Here is an 18,657-nt window from a genome sequence, read left to right as displayed (position 1 = left end):
CCCTTGGCCTCATCCCCGCAAAGCTATCGTTCGTCCGACACGGACCGTGTCGAGGCGCTGCATCAACTTGTCCTCGCGTCGCTCGACGATGATCAGGCGGTCGAAACCGTCTCGATCCCGCTCGCCGGTAAGAGCAGCATCGCCGATCACATGGTGATCGCCAGCGGTCGTTCGACCCGGCAGGTCGCGTCGATGGCGCATAAGTTGACCGAGAAGATCAAGGCCGAGTTTGGCCGCAGCGCGCGGATCGAAGGCTTGCCCACCGCCGATTGGGTGCTGATCGATGCCGGCGACGTCATCATCCACCTGTTCCGCCCCGAAGTGCGCAGCTTTTATAATCTGGAACGGATGTGGGCCTTTGGCGATGCGCCCGTCGCCGTGCCCGATCCCGAACCGACGCCTGACGCCTGATTCGTCTTGCTGCTCCACATCGTCGCGCGCGGACGGATCGGGCGCAGCCCTGAAGCCGATCTGGTGGCGCGGTATGTGAAGCGGCTGGCCTGGCCGGTTCGGATCACTGAACTGCCCGATCAAGGCGGGCGCGTGCCACCGATGGAACCGCAAACGCGGCTTGTGCTGCTCGATGAGACCGGGGAGGCGATGGGATCGATGGCCTTTGCCACCACGCTTGGCCGCTGGCGCGATGATGGCGTGCGCGAAGTGCGTTTCATGATCGGCGCGGCGGATGGTTTTGACGATGCTGCGCGCGCCCAGGCCGATCTGCTGTTTTCCTTTGGACGCGCGACCTGGCCGCACCTGCTGGCGCGGGCGATGCTCGCTGAACAATTGTGGCGCGCGACCAGCATCCTTGCCAATCACCCCTATCACCGCGAAGGATAGCGGCGATGCGGCGCAACCATCTCTTTTTTTCCGCTCTTCTGGCGGTGAGCGCTTTTGCTGGTACGCTGGCAGCGCAATCGCCCGGTGGCGGTATTGCCGCTGATCGCGACCGGCTGATCGAGGCGAAGGCGCAATCAGCCGCCGCCCAAGCCCGCGCGGCCCAGCTCGAACGCGCCGCCGCTGCCGAGCGGGACGAGGCGCGCAAGGCACGCGCGCAGGAAGCGGCCGTCGCCGCCCGGATCCAGCGCGCTGAAGCCGATATTGCCGCAGCGCAGGCGCGGATCACGATTATTCGCCGTTTGATCGGCGGCCAGCGGGCGCGGCTGGCGGAAAAGCAGGGGCCGGTGGCGCGGCTGCTGGCGGCCCTCCAGTCGCTGGCGCGGCGACCGGTGGTGATCAGCCTTGTGCAGCCTGGATCCGTCAATGATCTTGTCCATGTCCGCGCGGTGCTGGGTAGCGTGATGCCGCTGGTTAAAGTGCGCACGGCTGATGTCCGGGCGGATCTGGCGCAAACCCGGCGGCTCCAGGCCGATGCCGCGCTGGCGGTCACGACGCTGGACGAAAGCCGCCGCCGCTTGGAAGCGGAACGGCTTTCATTAACCCGGCTAGAGGCCGAACACCGGCTGAAGTCGCGCGCGCTTGGCCGCGATGCTCTGTTTGAATCGGATCGCGCGATTGCGCTGGGCGAACGCGCGCGCGACATTGTCGATCTGATGGATCAGCTGGGGAACCAGGCCGAAACGCGGGCGGCGCTTGAATCGCTGCCGGGGCCATTGCCCCGCCCCCCGCGCCCCGGTGAGGTGGCGTCGCCGATCGATACCATTTCCTGGTCACGCGATGCGCCGCCTTACCGATTGCCAGTCGATGGCAAGGTGGTGACCGGGCTTGGCGAGATTTCGGATGCCGGCGTGCGATCACGCGGATTGACGATCGAGACAGCGTCGGCGGCGCAAGTGATTGCGCCAGCCGCCGGGCGGATCGTGTTTGCGCGGCGCTTTCGCGATTATGGGATGGTGGTGATCATCGATCATGGCGGTAGCTGGACTTCGCTGATCGCTAATTTGGGCAGCGTTTCAGTCGCGGTCGGTGACCGGGTGGGGCAGGGGACGCCGATCGGTCGGGCGGTGAGCGGTGATGCGCCACGCGTGACGATCGAGCTGCGCCGCAAGGATCGCGCGATCGACATGACCGGCTTGCTCGGATGATAGCCGTCAAGCCCCGGTTCAGCTGCGAACGGCTTTGATCCGCCGTCAATTCCCGCTACATTAGCCTCTCTTCACTGTCACAGATCCGAAAGTTCAGCGTTCATGGCCCGTCCCCTGCTCCAGGCTACCGCGATTGTCGCTGCTCTTGCCATGGTGCCCGTCGCCACCGGGGCGATGGCGCAGGTCGATACCGATACCTATCGCGAACTCGATCAGTTCATGGACGTCTATAATCTGATCCGCGCCAATTATGTCGACAAGGTCGACAACAAGGTGCTGGTGAAGGGCGCGATCGAAGGGATGCTGGCCGCGCTTGATCCGCATAGTTCCTTTGCCGATGGGGTCGATTTCGAAAATCTGCGGATCCAGACCGAGGGCAATTATGGCGGGCTTGGCCTGTCGGTCACGCAGGAGGACGGTGCGGTCAAGGTGATCGCCCCGCAGGAAGATACCCCAGCCTTTCGGGCCGGCATCAAATCGGGCGATTACATCACCCGGCTAAACGGCAAATTGCTTTATGGGCTGACGCTCGACGAAGCGATCAGCGAGATGCGCGGCAAGCCCGGCACGCGATTGTCGATCACGATCGTCCGGCGGGGGCGTGACAAGCCGATCGAATTGTCGCTGGTGCGCGAGATCATCGTCCAGAAGCCCGTAAAATGGGAAGTGAAGGGCGATATCGGCATCATCAATATCAACACCTTTTCAGACCGGACCGGCGATTATACGCGCGACGCGATCATCCAGATCCGCAAGCAACTCGGCCATGATCCGCTGGGCTATATTGTCGATCTGCGTGACAATGGCGGCGGGTTGTTGAACGAGGCGATCAGCGTTTCGGATACCTTCCTTGATCATGGCGAGATCGTCTCGCAGCGCGGTCGGGAGAAGGAAGATATCCAGCGTTATTATGCCCGGCCCGGCGACGCGACCAACGGTTTGCCCGTTGTCGTGCTGGTCAATTCAGGCACCGCGTCGGCGTCCGAAATCGTTGCGGGCGCGCTGCAGGATCAGCATCGCGGGCTGATTCTGGGCGAGCGTAGTTTTGGCAAGGGTTCGGTCCAGTCCTTGCTGAAGCTTGGGCCCAGAACTGAGGTTCGGCTGACGACGGCACGCTATTTCACGCCGTCGGGCCGATCGGTGCAGGAAGGCGGCATCGATCCCGATGTGCTCGTGCCGCAGATCAGCGATGCCGATTACAAGACGCGCCCAGTGTTCCGCGAAGATGATCTGCGCCGCCACCTGATCAACGAAGCCAAGGTCGACAACAAGGTGCTGGAGGAAGATACCAAGCTCGATCCCCGGTTCTCGGCCACGCCTGAAGAGCTGAAAAAGCGCAAAATTGACGATTTCCAGCTTTATTACGCGCTGCAGACGATCGCGCGATTGGGCGGTGCGCAGCAAGTGGCGGCGATCAACCGGGTGGGTACGCCCAATCCGCAACCGATCGACCCGGAAACCCCACCGGCCCCCAAGCCGAACTGATCGCGATGCTGGCTGGCTCTTTTCGCGCAGCCCGTTGGGCGGCGTTGTTGGTGCCGCTGGCGCTGATGGCGGGCGCCTGGGGATCGCAATTATTCGGCGGGCTGATCCCTTGCGAAATGTGCCATTGGCAGCGCTGGCCGCATTATGCCGCGATCCTGCTGGCAATGCTCGGCTTTATCCTGCCCAGCGACGGTACCAAGAAGGTGGCGATCGCACTTGCTGCGCTGGCGATCATCACCAGCGGGGCGATTGGGGTGTTTCATGCCGGGGTTGAATATCATTGGTGGGCGGGCATCACCGCCTGTGCGCTGCCGCCAGCCAGCGGCGGCACGGCTGATGAGATGCTTGCCCGGATCATGAATACACCCGTGATTGCCTGCGATGTGCCGCAATGGAGCCTGTTCGGCATTTCGCTGGCTGGTTTCAATGCGCTCTTTTCGATCGGTGGCGGCGTTGCCATATTGTTGTTGTTGCTCAGGAGGCAAAGCGCGTGACCCAGTGGAAGCCAGGCGATCCCCGGCGCCGGACCCAATCGATGATCCGCGTCAACCAGGCTGGCGAATATGGCGCGAGCCGGATCTATGCCGGGCAGCTGGCGGTGATGGGCGATCGCGGACCCGTGGCGCGGGCCATTGCCGGCATGGCAGTGCAGGAAGAGCGCCACCGGGCATTTTTCGATCAGATGATGGCACAGCGCGGTGTGCGCCCGACGGTGCTCCAGCCATTTTGGGATGTCGCCGGTTTTGCGCTTGGGGCGGTTACGGCGGCACTTGGACCGGCAGCGGCGATGGCTTGTACGGTCGCGGTCGAAACCGAAATCGACAAACATTATGCCGAACAGCTTGAAGCGCTGGGCGAAGACGATCCTGAATTGTCGACCGCCATCGCCGATTTTCAGGCCGATGAAGTCGAACACCGCGAAACCGCGCTTGCCAGCGGCGCAGAAAGCGCGCCCGCCTATCCTGTGCTGACGGGGTTGATTCGAATGGGTTGCCGCGTGGCCATTGCGACTGCAAAGCGAATTTAAGGGAGTCCCGTTCCGACTTGGTCGGCGGGCAGGGTGAAGGAGATTTTTCCAATGGTGAAGCATCCGCAACGGGCGTTGATGGCGACCATAACGCTGCTGCTCGCCCCATCGATGCTATCGGCGCAGACGACGGTTGTCTTGCCGCAGCGCCCTGGGCCGATCAAGAACGCCCCGGCCAATGATGTGCCCGATGCGCCTGTCAACGGCATCACCTATCTTTATACGGCGACGCAAAAATGCCCGACCGATTCGGATGGCAATGAAATTACCGTGTGCATCCGGGCCAATCCCGGCGATCAGTTCCGCATCCCCAAGGATTTGCGCCCCAACAGCCTGAAACCCGAATATCGCGCCTGGGCCCTGCGCGGTGCGGAGACCGTCGCCGAGGTGGGCGCGGCTGGGTTTAACGATTGCAGCGCCAGCGGGGCCAGCGGGGCTTCAGGCTGTATCGGGCAAGCGTTCGACCAGGCGCGGCGCGAAAACAGGGATCGCAAGGCAGCCGCCAAGGCGAACGGTCCAAAATAAACGCGTCACCGACACCTAGTTTAAAGCCGGGGGGCATCATGGCGACGATCGCGACGACCAGGGCTAAACCGCCAAAACCGCTCACCGCCGATCGCTTTGAACAACTGCTCGCAGCGGGTGCCATGATATTACTGGCCTTTGTGGTCGTGGCGCTCGCCAAGGGCATGCCCTATTGGGGCAAGATTCCTGCCACCGTTTGGGCGCATCTCGGCACGATGATCGTGGCGCTGGCGCTGACGCCAGTGATGCTGCTGCGGCGGCGCGGTGATCGTCCACACCGCGTATTGGGGACGATCTGGGTCGCCGCGATGCTGCTGTCGGCGCTGATCAGCTTTTCAGTGCGCAATGCCAATCATGGCAATTTCAGCTTCATCCATATCCTGTCGGCCTGGGTGGTGATCCAGGTGCCGTTTTTGTGGTGGTCGGCGCGTACGCACCGCGTTGCCCAGCACCGCGGCTCGGTGCGCGGCATGGTGCTGGGCGCATTGCTGATCGCGGGCTTTTTCACCTTTCCGTTCAATCGCATGCTGGGCCAATTTCTGTTCAGCTGATGCGGCTGCCGATGCATTGGCAGCGGCGATGCGGGCGTCCCGGCATTTGACTATAGCCGCATCGCGCGCGGCAGAAATCGCTTTCAATCTGCGGGCCGTTCGCGCAATCGCGGGACCATGGTCGAACATATTCTTGGGCTGCTTGCCGGCTTTACCATCTGGGTGATTTCAAGCGGGGGCTATCTTGGCATCGTCTTGCTGATGGCGATTGAATCCGCGTGCATTCCATTGCCGTCGGAAATCATCATGCCCTTTGCTGGCTATCTGGTGTCGACGGGTCAGTTTAATCTGTATTTGGCGGCGACCGCAGGCGCGATTGGCTGCAATCTCGGGTCGATTCCGGCTTATGAAATCGGCAAGCGCGGCGGTCGCCCGGCATTTTTGCGCTGGGGCAAATATGTGCTGATCGGGCCCGGCGAGATCGACAAGGCGGACCGCTTCTTTGAACGCTATGGCAACAGCGCGGTGCTGATCGGGCGGCTGCTGCCGGTGATCCGGTCGTTCATTGCCTTTCCAGCAGGTGTCGCGCGGATGCCGCTGGCGCGCTTCCATATCTATACCTTTATCGGGTCATGGCCGTGGTGCTTCGGGCTGGCCTATGTCGGGATGGTGCTGGGCGATCAGTGGAATAACAGCCCCTGGATGAAGGCTGCATTCCACAGCGCCGATCTGCTGATCGGCGCTGTGATTGTCGTGACGGCCATCTGGTATATCCGCCACAAGCTGCGCGATTTAAAGCATCACAACTGATCAAGCCGCGCAGCATCGGCGGCCATGCGCTGGTCGCTATTGGTGCGGCGGCCTTTGGTTATTGCCTGATAGCGGGCCAGAATCTCAGAACCTGCGCCGGTTGGGGAGCCCGCCGCAAAGGGCGGCGCGGGATCATATTCAAGCGATAGCTGGACGAGCCGCGCATGATCTTCGCCGCGGATCGCCGCCGTCAGCGCCAGCGCGAAATCAATCCCCGCCGTTACTCCGCCGCCCGTCACGCGGTTGCGATCGAACACGATCCGTTCCTGCACCGGGATCGCCCCAAACCGCGCCAGCATATGGTGGGATGCCCAGTGGGTGGTCGCGCGGTACCCCTGCAGCAATCCCGCTGCGCCCAGGATCAACGATCCGGTGCACACGCTGGTGATCCATGCAGCGCCCGATGCTGCCTGACGGACCCAGTCCAGGGTCGCCGCATCCTCCACAGCATCGGCCGTCCCGAAGCCACCGGGGACGCACAGGATGTCGCAGGCGCGCGCATCAGCGAAACTGGCGGTTGGCAGCAGCGCAAAGCCGGCATCGGTCATCACTGGATCGCGATTGCCCGCGACCAAATCGATCGTGACATTGCCCAGCCGTGACAGCACCTGCGCCGGGCCGGTCAGATCGAGTTGGGTGACATCAGGGAAAAGCAGAAAAGCGATATGGATTGGGGCAAGGTCGGGCATGCAAACCTCCATTGGGTTGAGGGATGCCCAGGCGATGCGGCGTTGATTGGCCTGCGCTCCCCGGTGGTGCTCCACCTGATCGCCAGTTACGCAAGCCGAACGAGTTTACTGACTATTGGGCTGCTGCTCAATCAGTGATTTCGCCAGCCGTCATCGTCAGCACCCGGTCGCACAGCATCAGGCTTTCGGCGCGGTGAGTGACAAACAGGATCGCCGGACGCGGATCGAGTGCACGAAACGCCCCAATAATCGCGGCCTCCGATGGGGCATCAAGCGAGCTGCTTGCCTCGTCCAGAATCAGCAGCGCTGGTTTGCGCAGCAATGCCCGCGCCAGGATCAGCCGTTGCCGTTCGCCGCCCGAGAGCGCGGCACCGCGTTCGCCGACCAGCGTGTCCAGCCCATTGCTCAGCCCCTTGACCAGGCCATAAGCCCCAACCCGATCCAGGGCCGCCCATAACGCATCCTCCGTGGCCGCACCGCCCCAGAGGAGATTGTCGCGCACACTGCCGAAGAACAGAAAAGGCTCTTGCGTCGCATAGGCGATCCGCTCCTGCCAGGCGGCCAGGTGGTGCGCGTCAAGGGACGTGGTACCGATCTGGATGGTCCCTGATTGCGGCACCAGCAACCCGGCGGCGAGATCAAGCAAGCTGGTCTTGCCGCTGCCGGATGCCCCGCAAATGCCGATCATCTCGCCGGCCGCGATCGTGAAGGACCCGCGCTTCACGCCGCCGCCCTGGCGGTGAAGATAGCAGACATCGCGAAAAATTAAGGGGCCCGGCGCCAGCGGCAGCGGCGTTGCCGGTTCGGCGCGCGCTGCCGCCAATGCAGTGCGCATTTCGACAATTGCTTCATAGGCCGGCAACGTGAAGAACAGCTGCGGCAGCGCTTGTTGCAATGATCGGATCGGGCCGGCAACGCGGGTGAAGATGACAATCATTGTGATCAAGATCGCTGGCGACAGGTTGAACAGACCAATCCCAGTCCCGACCAGCACCGTCACCGCGACGGCCGAGGCAACCCCGAACAGCAATTGATCGCGCGCGCGCGCGAGCGAAAACTCACGTTGAAATCCCAGCTGCCGCCGTTGCAGCCGATCGAAAGCGCCCGAGAATTGCGGGCCCATTCCCTGCGCCAGCGCAACCTTCAGGCCGTTCAGCAACTGGTTGATCGCGCCCAGTAGCTCGGCATTGCCGCTGCTGCTAAACTGGCCGAGCGTGCCGATCCGATCGAGCCGGGCAAGCGCCGGCAGCGCGATCGCGGCCAGCAACAGCAGTATCAGAGCGCCAAAGCCCGGTGCCAGCAGCAAGGCCAGGGCGCATTGGACAATCAACAAGGTCAACGCGACGATGATTTGGAAGCATTGGGTGGTTGCCGTCGATACCCGGCCAATCTCCCCGCTCAGCTGGCTGGTGACACCGGCATGGTCGAGCGTCACCAGATCGGACCAGCGCGCCGCGGCCAGTTGATTGACCAGCCGGGTGCGCTGTTCAGCGACGAAGCGGCTCTGCATGTGCCACAGCACCCGGTCGCGCGCGAACAGCACCAGACTGCGCAGGATCATCACCAGCAGAAACACGCCAAGCGCGGTGACCAGCAGCGTCTGGCGATTGCCGCCAATCAGCGAGCTGACCCAGCCCAGCATGGTTTGACCGGCAGGATTGCCACCCTGCCCAAGCACGATGCCGATGATCGGCACAAGTAAGGCAAGCCCCAACCCCTCAAACCCCGCAGCCAGCAGCACGATGCCCAGAGCCAACACCCCGCGCCGCCCGCCGCTGATCAGCAGCGAGCCAAGGAAGCGTCGCAGGGATCGTCCGCGCACCAGCATCATGAGGAGGCCGCGCCTGATCCCGTAACCGCACGGCCTGGCTTGGCTTTTTCGCTGCCCGTGACTAGCGTCGCGCGACAAGGCAGCAGATCGACATGGCAATCGCAAACACGGTGGCGCGCAAGATCGGGACGTTGGCGGCGGTTGGCCCCCGACGTCAGTTGCTGGTTGTCGAGGCGATCGGCCAGCTCATGCGCGCGCGCTTGCTGATCAAGACGCAGGGCTGGACCCGCATCGCCGATACGCTCGGCACGATGATCCCGGCTGATGCCGTGCCAGCGATGCAACCCCCAACCAGCCCCGCCGAAATCACCACCGCGCGGCTGGCGCGGCAGATTGGCTGGGCAGTGGGCGCGGTCGCCCGGTTCATGCCGTTTCGGGCCAAATGTCTTGAACAGGCAATTGCCGTTCACGCTATGCTGAGGGCGCGGGACGTTGGTGCGTTCATTTATTTCGCTGCGTTCCCCAGCGATGGGCGGATTAGCGCACATGCCTGGCTTGATGCCGCCGGGGTGCGGGTGATCGGCTATCCTGTTCCGCGCGACTTTGTGCCGCTTGGGTGTTTCGTCCCGAGCCCCGTATCGCCGCTGTAAATGCCGGTCGGCGGCGCTAGGATGGGCGGCCATCATCGCCGGAGGCCCAGCCGATGCCGACCCATCTGAAGATCGACTTTGTTTCTGATATCTCGTGCCCATGGTGCATTATCGGCCTGCGCGCGCTGGAGGAGGCGTTGGTGCGCACAAGCGATGGTATCGACGCCGCGATCACATTCCAACCCTTTGAACTTAATCCCGATATGCCGGCTGAGGGCCAGAATATCGTCGAGCATGTCGCCCAGAAATATGGATCGACGCCTGAACAATCTGCCGCCAATCGGGCGATGATCCAGGCGCGCGCCGCCGACCTTGGTTTTACCATGACGGGGAATGAGCATAGCCGAATCTATAACAGCTTTGATGCGCATCGGCTGTTGCATTGGGCCGAAGCGAGCGGCCACCAGGCCGCGCTCAAACGCGCGTTGTTCGATGCCTATTTTACCCAGGGCCAGAATATTGGCGATCACGACGTGCTGGTTGCCGCTGCCGTCTTGGCGGGGCTTGATCCGGCGGCGGCGCGTGCCGTGCTGACGTCGGGCCAATTTGCGCAAGAGGTGCGTGCCGCTCAACAGCTTTGGCGCCAGCGGGGAATCACAGCGGTGCCGGCGGTGGTGATTAACGACCAATATTTGATCCTTGGCGGCCAGCCGATCGAGGCGTTTGAAAAGGCATTGCGGGCGATTGCCGCGGAAGCCTGATGAGGCAAAAGCCAGCGTCGATTCAGGGGCTTGATCGGCGCGGTCGGATCGGCCAGCGTAGCACCGGACACGCAGTGAAACGGTCAGGGGAGCGCGCGACGTCATGCAGGATTTGATCTTATTGCATAGCCATTTTGAGCCGCATGTCGGCAGCGACTTCACGGTGGTGGGCGACAATGGCGCCACGCTGCCACTGACGCTGACAGCGGTTGAGCGCGGCCGGGCCTCCGGATATTCGGGCCAGGCACGTGATCCCTTCACGCTGATTTTCCAATCCGCTGTGCCGGATGCCATTCCACAGGGCGGCTATGTTTTTCGGCACGCGGCGATGGGCGAGGTGGAGATTTTCTTTGGGCCCTTCAATTGCAACGACGAAGGCGTGCAATATGCGGCAAGTTTCAATTGAGGCGATCGCAATTGGATTGAGCCTGTCGTTGATCTGTGACGGTGGCGTTCTCCGCCATGCGCTCCATTTCCAGATAGACGCCGGTGTCGCTGACGTCGACAAAACCAAGCCGCTGATACAGGCGTAACGCCGGATTGAATTTTTCCACGAAAATGCCGACGCCAAGGCCGGATTGCGCTGCTGTATCGATCAGCGCGGTGAGAATGGCGGTGCCGATCCCATTGCCGCGCTGCCCCGGCATCAGCGCGATATCAATGATGTGCAGCCGGGTGTCACGGCGTTCCAGATAGAGCCGACCGATCGGCTCGCCGTGATGTTCGATGATATCAAAGGCGCTATCGGGAAAATGCTGCCGATAATGCCGATATTGCGCATCGAATTGCTGGGCCAGAAAGGCGTGCTTGTGGTCATCTGACCAGCTTTGCGCCTGCGCGATTTCCTCTGCCCGGGTCGACGCATAGAGCGCGAAGAGAAAAGGGAGATCAGCATCGCCCTCTGGCCGCAAACCATAGCCCCGAACGCGTAGCGCCGCCGGCAGGGTAAATGCCGACGGCGCGCGATGATCGCCATTCCCCATATTGTTTAGTTGCGCACCGGGAAAACGCCCTCAATGGCAAGGCAGAAGTTCAATGCCAGTGACGGTTGCTGATTGTCATGCGCGCCCGATCCGCCGGTTGGGCCAATCGCTTGCGGTGCCAGCGTCGTCGTGGCGGGCGGAGCCGCGTATAATCTAGCGCCGGCTGAAAAGCCGATATTGGCGGTGCTGGTTGGGGTATTCACGACCTGCGTCGCGGCGTTTGTTGGGGCTTGGCCGTTGACCAGATGATTATGCGCCGGCATTTCCAACGGCGACAAGGTAACCGACGGCGTGCCGGATTGCTCGCCGATCGCGCGTGGCGTCAGGCCGGGGCCATTCCCCCATCCCATTGGCGCATTGGACTGGAAATTGGGAATCCCAAAATTGGTCGTCCCGTTACCCCCATAGCTTGTGCCCAGCACCGCAAAAACGGCGGAATACTGGCTGATCGGCAGGAGTTGCCCCTTACAGAAAACCCAACCCCGGGGGGCAAAGTTGAAGCCGAAGATGCGGATCTCACCGATGAATGGCGATGACATAATCTTGCTCCTGCGTGCTAGTTGCGGCTGGGAAAAACGCCCTGCAGGGCAATGATGAAGCTGACGCACAAGGCCGGCATGAGATTATTGTGCGGCTGGCTAGATCCGGCAGGCAGAACGGCTGCGGGCGCGAGTTGGACCGGTGTCGTCGCTGCACCAGCAGGCACGACGTACATTCTGCCTCCCCCCGTTCCAACGCCCGGCAACACTGTTGGCCCAGGCGTCGACGTGGTTGCTGGGACATTGTAGACGTTGAACGAATGCGAATGCGCCGGAAGATTGTTCGGCAGCAACGTCACCGTCTCCGATCCGGCTCTCTCGCCCATCGTGCGCGGCGACAATGATGGCCCTTGACCCTGCGAGATTGGCAGGCGACCGCGCATATCAGGCAACCCAAATGTTACCTGCCCGTCGCCACCATAGACCGTGCCAATGAGCGAAAAAAGCGCGGAATTCTGTGCAATTGAGATGAGTTGGCCATTGCACATGGCCCAATCTCTTGGCGCGAAATTCCCGCCAAACATGCGAACTTCGCCTAAAAATGGATCAGACATTACGCCCCTCCCTTATCCTGTTGCAGCGGCGATCGATTAATTTCGCGATGGATAAATACCCACTAAAGCAATGCAGTAATTCATTACGAGATACGGCTGCATATTATTATGGGCCGTGCCACCTATATTTGGCGCGATAGTCCCTGCATTAATCGGAAATGGCGTAGCGGGCCCAGCGGCCAGGAAATCAATTGCACCTTGAGCGTCGGTGCCAACGATATTGCCCGATGCCGGATTACTTGAAGCAGGGGCCGATGTCGCCGTGAAACCATGATTATGGCCAGGCATCGTCGTTACAGTCAACGAAACGACTTCGGTGCCGATAGCTGCTCCTAATGTCGGCGTGGGGCTTGCTAATGGGGTTCTCCCACGCATGTCTGGTAAGTTAAATGTCTGGACACCGTTACCCCCAAATTGTGTACCGAGCAGTGAGAACAATGCTTGATACTGTGCAATCTGCATTTGTTGACCAAAACACAACGCCCAACCTTTTGGTGCCCAATCCCAGGGAAGCAATTTTATTTCGCCTATGAACGGATCCATTTGCATTCCCCTCAAATTATCGTTTTACACAAATAATCACGACTCGACGTGTCACGCTCCTTTCAATCACCATAAAAGAATTGGGATAGCTTGCAATATCCTTATCACGGTTGTCAGGCTGCAGGTCCTCACGTTGATTGGCAGCAGGCATTGGCATGAAGCATGTACAAAGTTACATAATTGTAACGAACGGTTTACTGAACACGCCGACCGGATAGCAGGATCAATGCCCAAAACAAAAAAGTGGATCACGATGCCATCTTGTTGCTTGGTAGCGGGCGATGTGGTCGATAAAAATTTGTCAGCGTGTCATATGTTGTAAATGGGCGCTGAAATGCGGTATCATTGGCTTGAAGACGGACAATTCTGTTGATGGAGGAACATATCATGATTGCTCAGCTCGAAGGAACGTTGAAGCGGGAGTGGCAAACGCCGCTCGTGATTGTCTCCGAAATCGAAACGGGCACTCTCGCGGGTACGTCGGTTAGCAATACAGAGAATTTTTTCGATCCCATCACTCAACTCAATGGGGGCAGCTGACGCCCTGATGACTTGGTCGTCTAGTGATTTTGTTGCTCAAACCACCTAATATATTTGGCTATCTGCAGCGCATAGATACCGCGCGCGGGGCGCTCTAATTGGCTGTCCTGCAGTCGCTCCAGCGATAGGTCCTGCTTCAGGTCCGCCAACTCGACATAATCACGCACCGTGCGATGATCGCCAAGGCCGTCCAGCGCCTCCGCAATCTCCCCGATCATACCGTTCACGGTATCGTTGAAGCTCGGATCAAAATATTCCTGGCCCGGCGGCGCCGCGCACAGCGTCGCGGGCAGCACATCGCTCAACGCCAGCCGCGCAAGATGGCGCGCCCGTCCATCGCTGAAATGAAGATGCTCGGGAATCGCCAGGCCGAATTCAACAATCCGTTTGTCCAGCATCGGCCGAGTGAGCACCAGCCCAGCTGCCGCCATTTCGATCGCGAGATTGGGGCGAGCCCAGCATTGGATGATGTCGAGCAGCATCTTGTCCTTGGCCGGTTCATTCTGACGTTCATCGGCCTTTAGCGGGTTGGGCTCTGTTAGCTTCCCCGTTCTGACCATTCTTTCTGTGAGTGTCGGCGCCGCATAGGCAAAGCGCCGCCATGGCGCAGGCTGATATCGCAAATGTCGCCACAGCGCGCGCACCGGGCGCGGGACGATTTGCCGCCGAACGCGGGCGAATTGTGTCCACACCGATTGCTGTCGATGCCGGGCAGCGCCAAAAGCCCCCTTAAAGAAAGGCACCAGGCGGCCCCGCGCCAGCACTGCAGCCAATGCGCGATTGCGTCTTGGGTTGATTGTCTGGTCGCCGCCAAATCCGTCCATCGCCACTCGGCAGCCCTGCGCCGCAAGGCGGCGGCTCAACCCCTGAAGGACGTGGCAGGAAGCAATTGGTGGACGATCATTGGCCAAGCACTGGCTTTCAAAATCGTCAAATGGCGTCTCGGTCGTCCGCACGAACCAGTAATGGTCAAGATGCGGCATGGCATCCTGGCAAGCCTGTGCCTTTGGCCGTGCGTCAAAGCGATGGTCGCTACCCGGCGCGAGGGCGGAGCTGACGGTAACGAGTTTCATGCCTACGGGCAGTGCGTCTCGGCTCAACCCAGCAATGGCGCTGCTGTCAAACCCGCCGCTTAGCATCAGCCCCGGTGGCGCAATCGCGCGGCGGACGCGGCACGCCACAGCCTCGGCGAGCAGCCGCCGATAGGTTTGGACATAATATTCAGGGGTTCGGCCGAGATGCACCGGGTCGGGCGCAATTGACCAAAATCGCCGGGGCGTCGCGCTGCCATCGGCAGCGATTGTCAGCGTCGTCCCGCCGGCAATGCCGCGGATACCGTCAAAAAATGTCTCCCCATTGCCGGGCGCCAGATCCATCCACAGCATCCGTGCGATCATGCTGTCATCTAGCTTGCGGGGGATATCGGCCAGGCTCAGCAATGCCTTGGGTTCAGTGGCAAAGGCGAAAAAACCGTCGCCCTGGTGATAATGGACATAACGCTGGCCCATATGATCGCGACCAAGCACCAGCTTGCGGGCGCGGACGTCCCAGAGTGCAAAGGCGAAATCGCCAAGCAGATGCGCAGCGCACGCCTCGCCCCATTGCCGGTACGCTCGCAGGATCAGCGCGCTATCGGGCAGGGTGGCCAGCGTATCCGGATCGATCGCCAGCTGATCGGCCAGCGAGTCGCGATTGTCGATCCGCGCATCGGCGACCAGCACCAGGGCGGCGTCTCGGTCATAAAGGGGCTGCGCGTCCGCTGCGTCCTCGCGTGTTTCGCGCAGCAGCCCATGGCCAAGGCCAATCGACCCATCGATAAAGCATTCCCGGCCATCGCTGGTGCGGTGCGCCATGGTCGCGCCCATATTGTCTATATCATGTGGATCAACAGGCGCGCCGTTGAACCGCCAAATGCCATAGATTGCGCTCATTGTGGATCGATGGTGATGGCTTCTTGTTCTGCGAGTTTTTCGATAAACGCGGTAACTTCAGTGCCGCAAACTTCTGCGGACACATTGAATTGTTCTAATAGCTGCTCTTTTATTTCTTCCATTGTCATCGGCGTTTCAAGCATCTCCCAAATACAGGCGCCGACGGTATTTAGCCCAAGATAGCGGCCATTTGATACGCTCATCATCACAATCTCATCGCCGACCTTGGCCGAAATCCAGTCTTGCTTTCGGTGAATCATTGGCCGTTCAATCCCCGTGAATCTGCCACTGTTGTCGGTCTGTTTAGCATATACGTGAATCTTTGCATCATCGGCCAATGATCTTGTTCGATTTTGGCGATTTGTGCGGTGCTCAGCTCGTCACGCCAGCCGCCGGCAATGCCTTTTCTGAAAAAGCGTCGGGCGCGCTGGCTGCTTTCGGCAAAGCCATGTTCGGCCTCTTGGTGCTGCAGCTTGTCGATGGCGGCGGCATCAATCGCCCGATCAATCGCGGCCGAGCTCGCCTGCCATCCGACAAAGCCAAGCGCGGCGGCGACCGTCTCATGGGGGGCTGCCGTCAGGTCTTCGTAGCGGATCACATGAACTGGAATGTCGAGTTGATCGATCCAGCTCGCGGCAAAACTGCTCCAGCCAAAGGTTCGGTGCCGCAGCTGCGGCCATTGCGTCGATGGCGTCCCGAAAAAACAATGATCGGCCTGACCCATCGTGGCGATCGCGTGATCCAGTGACACATGGAAATGATGGGCAAATGAACAGGCCACATCGCGGGGATCGCGGACGAACAGCAGCGCGCCGGCGGCCGCGTGCGCGCCACCCATGATTGGCTCCCCGCGACTATTCCGCGCATAGCCATCATGCGTTTTCACGAAACGGACGGGCATGTGTTGCTGATCGTCGCGCTCTGTCGCCCGTTCGGCGAGGTGGGCATAAAGCGCGGGGCGGAGTAGATCGACGGCGTCGTGCCCCAGCAGCGCGCTGCTGATCAGCAGATGATCATCAAACGATCGCCTGGCGCTGGCGATGCCATCCGTGCTGTCAATCGCGTTGATGTCGATCGGCGTTTCGCCACCATGCGCCAGATTGGCGAGGAGGATCCGAAACCAGGTGTTTCCGGATTTGGGATAGGACGCCAGCCAAAAGGTGCGTTTCATGGCGGCCCCGCCAGAGCGATGTCGCGCCAATGCGCTTCAAGCCAATCGATAACCTTTGGCAGGGCATCGAACCGGCGCGGGCGTGTAAGTGTATACACATGGCGGCCAGCCTGAGCGATCGCGGCACTGGCACGAAAATAGGCGACCTGCTGATCAAGCGCGATCGCCAATTCCGGGCGATAGGCCTCAGCAAACAGATATTTTGCGGTATCGGGCAAGCTAAGCTGCGCAATCCCGGCACGATGCGGTGGTCGGTCCTCCGCCAGTATGTATAATGCCCCAAAGGGCAGCGGCGGCCGGGGGGCGTGCGGCGCTGTCAGGTGAAATTTTTCGATTGATGGTCGCAGCGCTGCACCTTGTTGTGCGCCCAGCGCGAGCATGTCGATTGTGTCGGCCCATAGCCTGGGTGCCGCACCATCGCTGGCGATCCAGGGCCGCCCAGCCGGATCAACGGACAGCGCGCAGTGGTCATCGGCAAATTGGCAATAGCCGCGCTTGCCCAGTGCTGCCGTGAGCGTTGATTTGCCCGCCCCTGACGCGCCGGTAAACAAGATCGCGCGACCGCCCAACGCGATCGCGCTGGCGTGGAGCACCACCATGCCGCGTTGGTGCAACAGCATGCCCAGGACGCCACCCCCCGCAAAAGCGGCGATGTCGGCCGGTGTGGCGGTGGGATCTGGGGCATAATGAATCGTCGTGCCAGTGCTGATCAGGAACCGGGCGACGGTGGGGATTTCCAGTACAATTTGCTGGTCATTATACTGCCAGGTCGGGCCGCCCCCATGGGCGCCGTCGATCCGGTCGGGCACCGGGCCCTGCGCAATGACCAGGTCTGGCACCGCACCGGGCGGCGCGGGCGTGTGCCCCGGCAGCAGCAGGTCGCTCGCCACGACCAGCCCGGCGCTGAGATAGAAGTGCTGCGCCAAGCCGTTCGATAGGGTGGGCTTAGCGGGCATCGCCGTCCCGCAGGGCGGCGTGTCGCTGTTCTTCAAGCGCGCGATAGGCGTCAGCGACCAGTGCAGCGGCGGCGATGATCGATGGGCTCGCGCTGTGGCGCTTCTCGGCGGTATCAGGGGTGAAACGCTCATGGGGCGCCTTGGCGTTGCGCGTCGATGCCGCAGTGATGGCCGCCTGGCTGGCGGGATCGGGCAGGATGCCGAAATGCGGCAGGATGCGGCGCACCACCGCATCGGGCAGTTCGCTGTAGTTGACCAGCATCCCCCCGGCCATGGCCGGCTGATCAAGAACCGCCTGGCAGATGGTGGCAAGCACCCGCGCGGCATATTCATCAAGCGACAGCGTGTCTGAATCGGGGATGTCGAATATGGTATCGGGCAGCATCCCAGGCACCGCCTGCATCCCGCGTATCCGGTGATGCGAGACAAGAATGTCGATCGGCTCGCGGTATAGGAAAATCCACGGGGTATCCGGAAAGGCAAGGCGCAGCAGCGGCAGCGCCCGGCTGTGCCAGCTATCGAGCTTGATCACGAATGGGCCCGTTGCGCCGTCGCGATCGGGTCGGCCAAGCGCGCTAGCCATGGCCCGCACCAGCGCGACCGCAGAGTTCATCGGCAAATCGGGATTGGCCTGAATCAGCTGGATAACGCCATCGAGCGGTGGCGGCTCCGACACGATGGTCGCCCCTGGAATCGCCGCCAGCATCTGGGTCACCAATGTCGATCCGCAGCGCGACAGATGGAAGATCAGCCCATTCGGCACGGCCATCTGCGCCGGGGCGGTTTCGGTCAGCGTCGTCAGGGAGGTGCGGACGCGCATCAGCCGGTTCAACGGTCGCTGTCGGGCCTTCCGCAGGGCATCTTCATAAAAGGGCTGGGTCAGCGCTTGTCCGGCGAAATGTGCCCAGTCGACTGCCCAGTCGCCCTGCGCGGGGACGAGCCCAATCGGTCGCCAGCCAGGGCCCGGCCAAGCCGAAGCATTGGCTAAGTGCTGATCGAACCGGTCGAGCCCAAGCGGATCAGGCTGGAGGGTATTGGCGATCATCGTCGCGGGCAAGGCAATATCAAGATGCAGCGCTTCGGCCTGGTTGGCAGCGATAAACTGATCAGGATCCTCAATCATCACCAATCGATGCTGCAACGCTGGATCGGCGAGGATGGCTTGCCGCCACTGTTGGAGGCGGGCGCTGAGATCATCCTGATTGGCGCTATCAATCGTGCGTGATAATGGCATATCAAACATTAT

24 protein-coding genes and 1 riboswitch are annotated in these 18,657 nt (G+C 61.2%); of the genes, 13 read left to right on the top strand and 11 right to left on the bottom strand.

Features of this window, described 5'->3' with window-relative positions:
• The first annotated feature begins 3 nt into the window (after positions 1-3).
• From rsfS to B7Y43_RS14205, 9 genes are all read left to right on the top strand, one after another.
• Positions 4-411: an RsfS/YbeB/iojap family protein gene (gene rsfS, locus B7Y43_RS14245; RefSeq protein WP_374132330.1), complete on the top strand. Its 408-nt coding sequence runs from the start codon at positions 4-6 to the stop codon at positions 409-411.
• Positions 412-417: 6 nt separating this feature from the next.
• On the top strand, positions 418-840 hold the full coding sequence (locus tag B7Y43_RS14240) for a 23S rRNA (pseudouridine(1915)-N(3))-methyltransferase RlmH (RefSeq protein ID WP_374132329.1): 423 nt from the start codon (positions 418-420) through the stop codon (positions 838-840).
• Between the two features lie 5 nt (positions 841-845).
• Complete coding sequence (locus B7Y43_RS14235; protein ID WP_374132328.1) at positions 846-2,045, top strand: murein hydrolase activator EnvC; 1,200 nt, start codon at positions 846-848, stop codon at positions 2,043-2,045.
• A gap of 102 nt (positions 2,046-2,147) precedes the next feature.
• A complete protein-coding gene (locus B7Y43_RS14230; protein ID WP_374132327.1) occupies positions 2,148-3,530 on the top strand; it encodes a S41 family peptidase in 1,383 nt (460 codons plus the stop codon).
• A 5-nt stretch (positions 3,531-3,535) separates the two neighbouring features.
• On the top strand, positions 3,536-4,024 hold the full coding sequence (locus B7Y43_RS14225) for a disulfide bond formation protein B (protein ID WP_374132326.1): 489 nt from the start codon (positions 3,536-3,538) through the stop codon (positions 4,022-4,024).
• 41 nt (positions 4,025-4,065) lie between these two features.
• Positions 4,066-4,557, top strand: a complete 492-nt coding sequence (locus B7Y43_RS14220; RefSeq protein WP_374132404.1) for a demethoxyubiquinone hydroxylase family protein — start codon at positions 4,066-4,068, stop codon at positions 4,555-4,557.
• 51 nt (positions 4,558-4,608) lie between these two features.
• Positions 4,609-5,082: a hypothetical protein gene (locus B7Y43_RS14215; protein WP_374132325.1), complete on the top strand. Its 474-nt coding sequence runs from the start codon at positions 4,609-4,611 to the stop codon at positions 5,080-5,082.
• Between the two features lie 38 nt (positions 5,083-5,120).
• Positions 5,121-5,633, top strand: coding sequence for a DUF2306 domain-containing protein (locus B7Y43_RS14210; RefSeq protein WP_374132324.1), 513 nt, complete (start codon positions 5,121-5,123; stop codon positions 5,631-5,633).
• 117 nt (positions 5,634-5,750) lie between these two features.
• Entirely contained in the window at positions 5,751-6,383 is a 633-nt protein-coding gene (locus tag B7Y43_RS14205) for a DedA family protein (RefSeq protein WP_374132323.1), read from the top strand.
• Here the strand turns inward: B7Y43_RS14205 and B7Y43_RS14200 are convergent.
• Entirely contained in the window at positions 6,374-7,072 is a 699-nt protein-coding gene (locus B7Y43_RS14200) for a DJ-1/PfpI family protein (RefSeq protein ID WP_374132322.1), read from the bottom strand. The genes B7Y43_RS14205 and B7Y43_RS14200 overlap by 10 nt on opposite strands.
• 18 nt (positions 7,073-7,090) lie before the next feature.
• Positions 7,091-7,172: riboswitch (ZMP/ZTP riboswitch) on the bottom strand.
• Positions 7,173-7,199: 27 nt separating this feature from the next.
• Positions 7,200-8,903 (bottom strand): ABC transporter ATP-binding protein, encoded by a 1,704-nt coding sequence (locus tag B7Y43_RS14195; protein ID WP_374132321.1) that lies wholly within the window; start codon positions 8,901-8,903, stop codon positions 7,200-7,202.
• A 92-nt stretch (positions 8,904-8,995) separates the two neighbouring features.
• Here B7Y43_RS14195 and B7Y43_RS14190 point away from each other — a divergent pair, with 92 nt between their 5' ends.
• From B7Y43_RS14190 to B7Y43_RS14180, 3 genes are all read left to right on the top strand, one after another.
• The gene (locus B7Y43_RS14190) at positions 8,996-9,493 is read left to right on the top strand and encodes a lasso peptide biosynthesis protein (protein ID WP_374132320.1); all 498 of its coding nucleotides are present in this window, start codon (positions 8,996-8,998) and stop codon (positions 9,491-9,493) included.
• A 53-nt stretch (positions 9,494-9,546) separates the two neighbouring features.
• Entirely contained in the window at positions 9,547-10,194 is a 648-nt protein-coding gene (locus tag B7Y43_RS14185; protein WP_374132319.1) for a DsbA family oxidoreductase, read from the top strand.
• Between the two features lie 103 nt (positions 10,195-10,297).
• Entirely contained in the window at positions 10,298-10,600 is a 303-nt protein-coding gene (locus B7Y43_RS14180) for a hypothetical protein (protein ID WP_374132318.1), read from the top strand.
• Here the strand turns inward: B7Y43_RS14180 and B7Y43_RS14175 are convergent.
• Genes B7Y43_RS14175 through B7Y43_RS14160 form a run of 4 tightly spaced genes read right to left on the bottom strand, consistent with a single transcriptional unit; the run spans position 10,593 to position 12,813 of the window.
• The gene (locus B7Y43_RS14175) at positions 10,593-11,177 is read right to left on the bottom strand and encodes a GNAT family N-acetyltransferase (protein ID WP_374132317.1); all 585 of its coding nucleotides are present in this window, start codon (positions 11,175-11,177) and stop codon (positions 10,593-10,595) included. The genes B7Y43_RS14180 and B7Y43_RS14175 overlap by 8 nt on opposite strands.
• Positions 11,178-11,182: 5 nt before the next feature.
• Positions 11,183-11,716: a phage tail protein gene (locus B7Y43_RS14170; protein ID WP_374132316.1), complete on the bottom strand. Its 534-nt coding sequence runs from the start codon at positions 11,714-11,716 to the stop codon at positions 11,183-11,185.
• A gap of 17 nt (positions 11,717-11,733) precedes the next feature.
• Positions 11,734-12,270 (bottom strand): phage tail protein, encoded by a 537-nt coding sequence (locus B7Y43_RS14165; RefSeq protein WP_374132315.1) that lies wholly within the window; start codon positions 12,268-12,270, stop codon positions 11,734-11,736.
• 36 nt (positions 12,271-12,306) lie between these two features.
• Positions 12,307-12,813 (bottom strand): phage tail protein, encoded by a 507-nt coding sequence (locus B7Y43_RS14160; RefSeq protein ID WP_374132314.1) that lies wholly within the window; start codon positions 12,811-12,813, stop codon positions 12,307-12,309.
• 387 nt (positions 12,814-13,200) lie between these two features.
• Between B7Y43_RS14160 and B7Y43_RS14155 the strand changes: the two genes are divergently transcribed.
• Complete coding sequence (locus B7Y43_RS14155; RefSeq protein WP_374132313.1) at positions 13,201-13,353, top strand: hypothetical protein; 153 nt, start codon at positions 13,201-13,203, stop codon at positions 13,351-13,353.
• Between the two features lie 20 nt (positions 13,354-13,373).
• Here B7Y43_RS14155 and B7Y43_RS14150 read toward each other — a convergent pair whose 3' ends face one another.
• The 5 genes from B7Y43_RS14150 to B7Y43_RS14130 are packed head-to-tail and all read right to left on the bottom strand — an operon-like array spanning position 13,374 to position 18,654.
• Positions 13,374-15,284, bottom strand: a complete 1,911-nt coding sequence (locus tag B7Y43_RS14150; RefSeq protein WP_374132312.1) for an asparagine synthase-related protein — start codon at positions 15,282-15,284, stop codon at positions 13,374-13,376.
• The gene (locus tag B7Y43_RS14145) at positions 15,281-15,544 is read right to left on the bottom strand and encodes a PqqD family peptide modification chaperone (RefSeq protein ID WP_374132311.1); all 264 of its coding nucleotides are present in this window, start codon (positions 15,542-15,544) and stop codon (positions 15,281-15,283) included. Before B7Y43_RS14145 ends, B7Y43_RS14150 begins: the two co-directional genes overlap by 4 nt.
• The gene (locus B7Y43_RS14140; protein WP_374132310.1) at positions 15,541-16,455 is read right to left on the bottom strand and encodes a sulfotransferase domain-containing protein; all 915 of its coding nucleotides are present in this window, start codon (positions 16,453-16,455) and stop codon (positions 15,541-15,543) included. Before B7Y43_RS14140 ends, B7Y43_RS14145 begins: the two co-directional genes overlap by 4 nt.
• Positions 16,452-17,411: a hypothetical protein gene (locus B7Y43_RS14135; RefSeq protein WP_374132309.1), complete on the bottom strand. Its 960-nt coding sequence runs from the start codon at positions 17,409-17,411 to the stop codon at positions 16,452-16,454. Before B7Y43_RS14135 ends, B7Y43_RS14140 begins: the two co-directional genes overlap by 4 nt.
• Complete coding sequence (locus tag B7Y43_RS14130) at positions 17,401-18,654, bottom strand: hypothetical protein (protein ID WP_374132308.1); 1,254 nt, start codon at positions 18,652-18,654, stop codon at positions 17,401-17,403. Before B7Y43_RS14130 ends, B7Y43_RS14135 begins: the two co-directional genes overlap by 11 nt.
• Positions 18,655-18,657: the final 3 nt, after the last annotated feature.

Source organism: Sphingomonas sp. 28-62-20, assembly GCF_002281505.1.
This window is presented reverse-complemented; position numbering and strand designations above follow the sequence as displayed.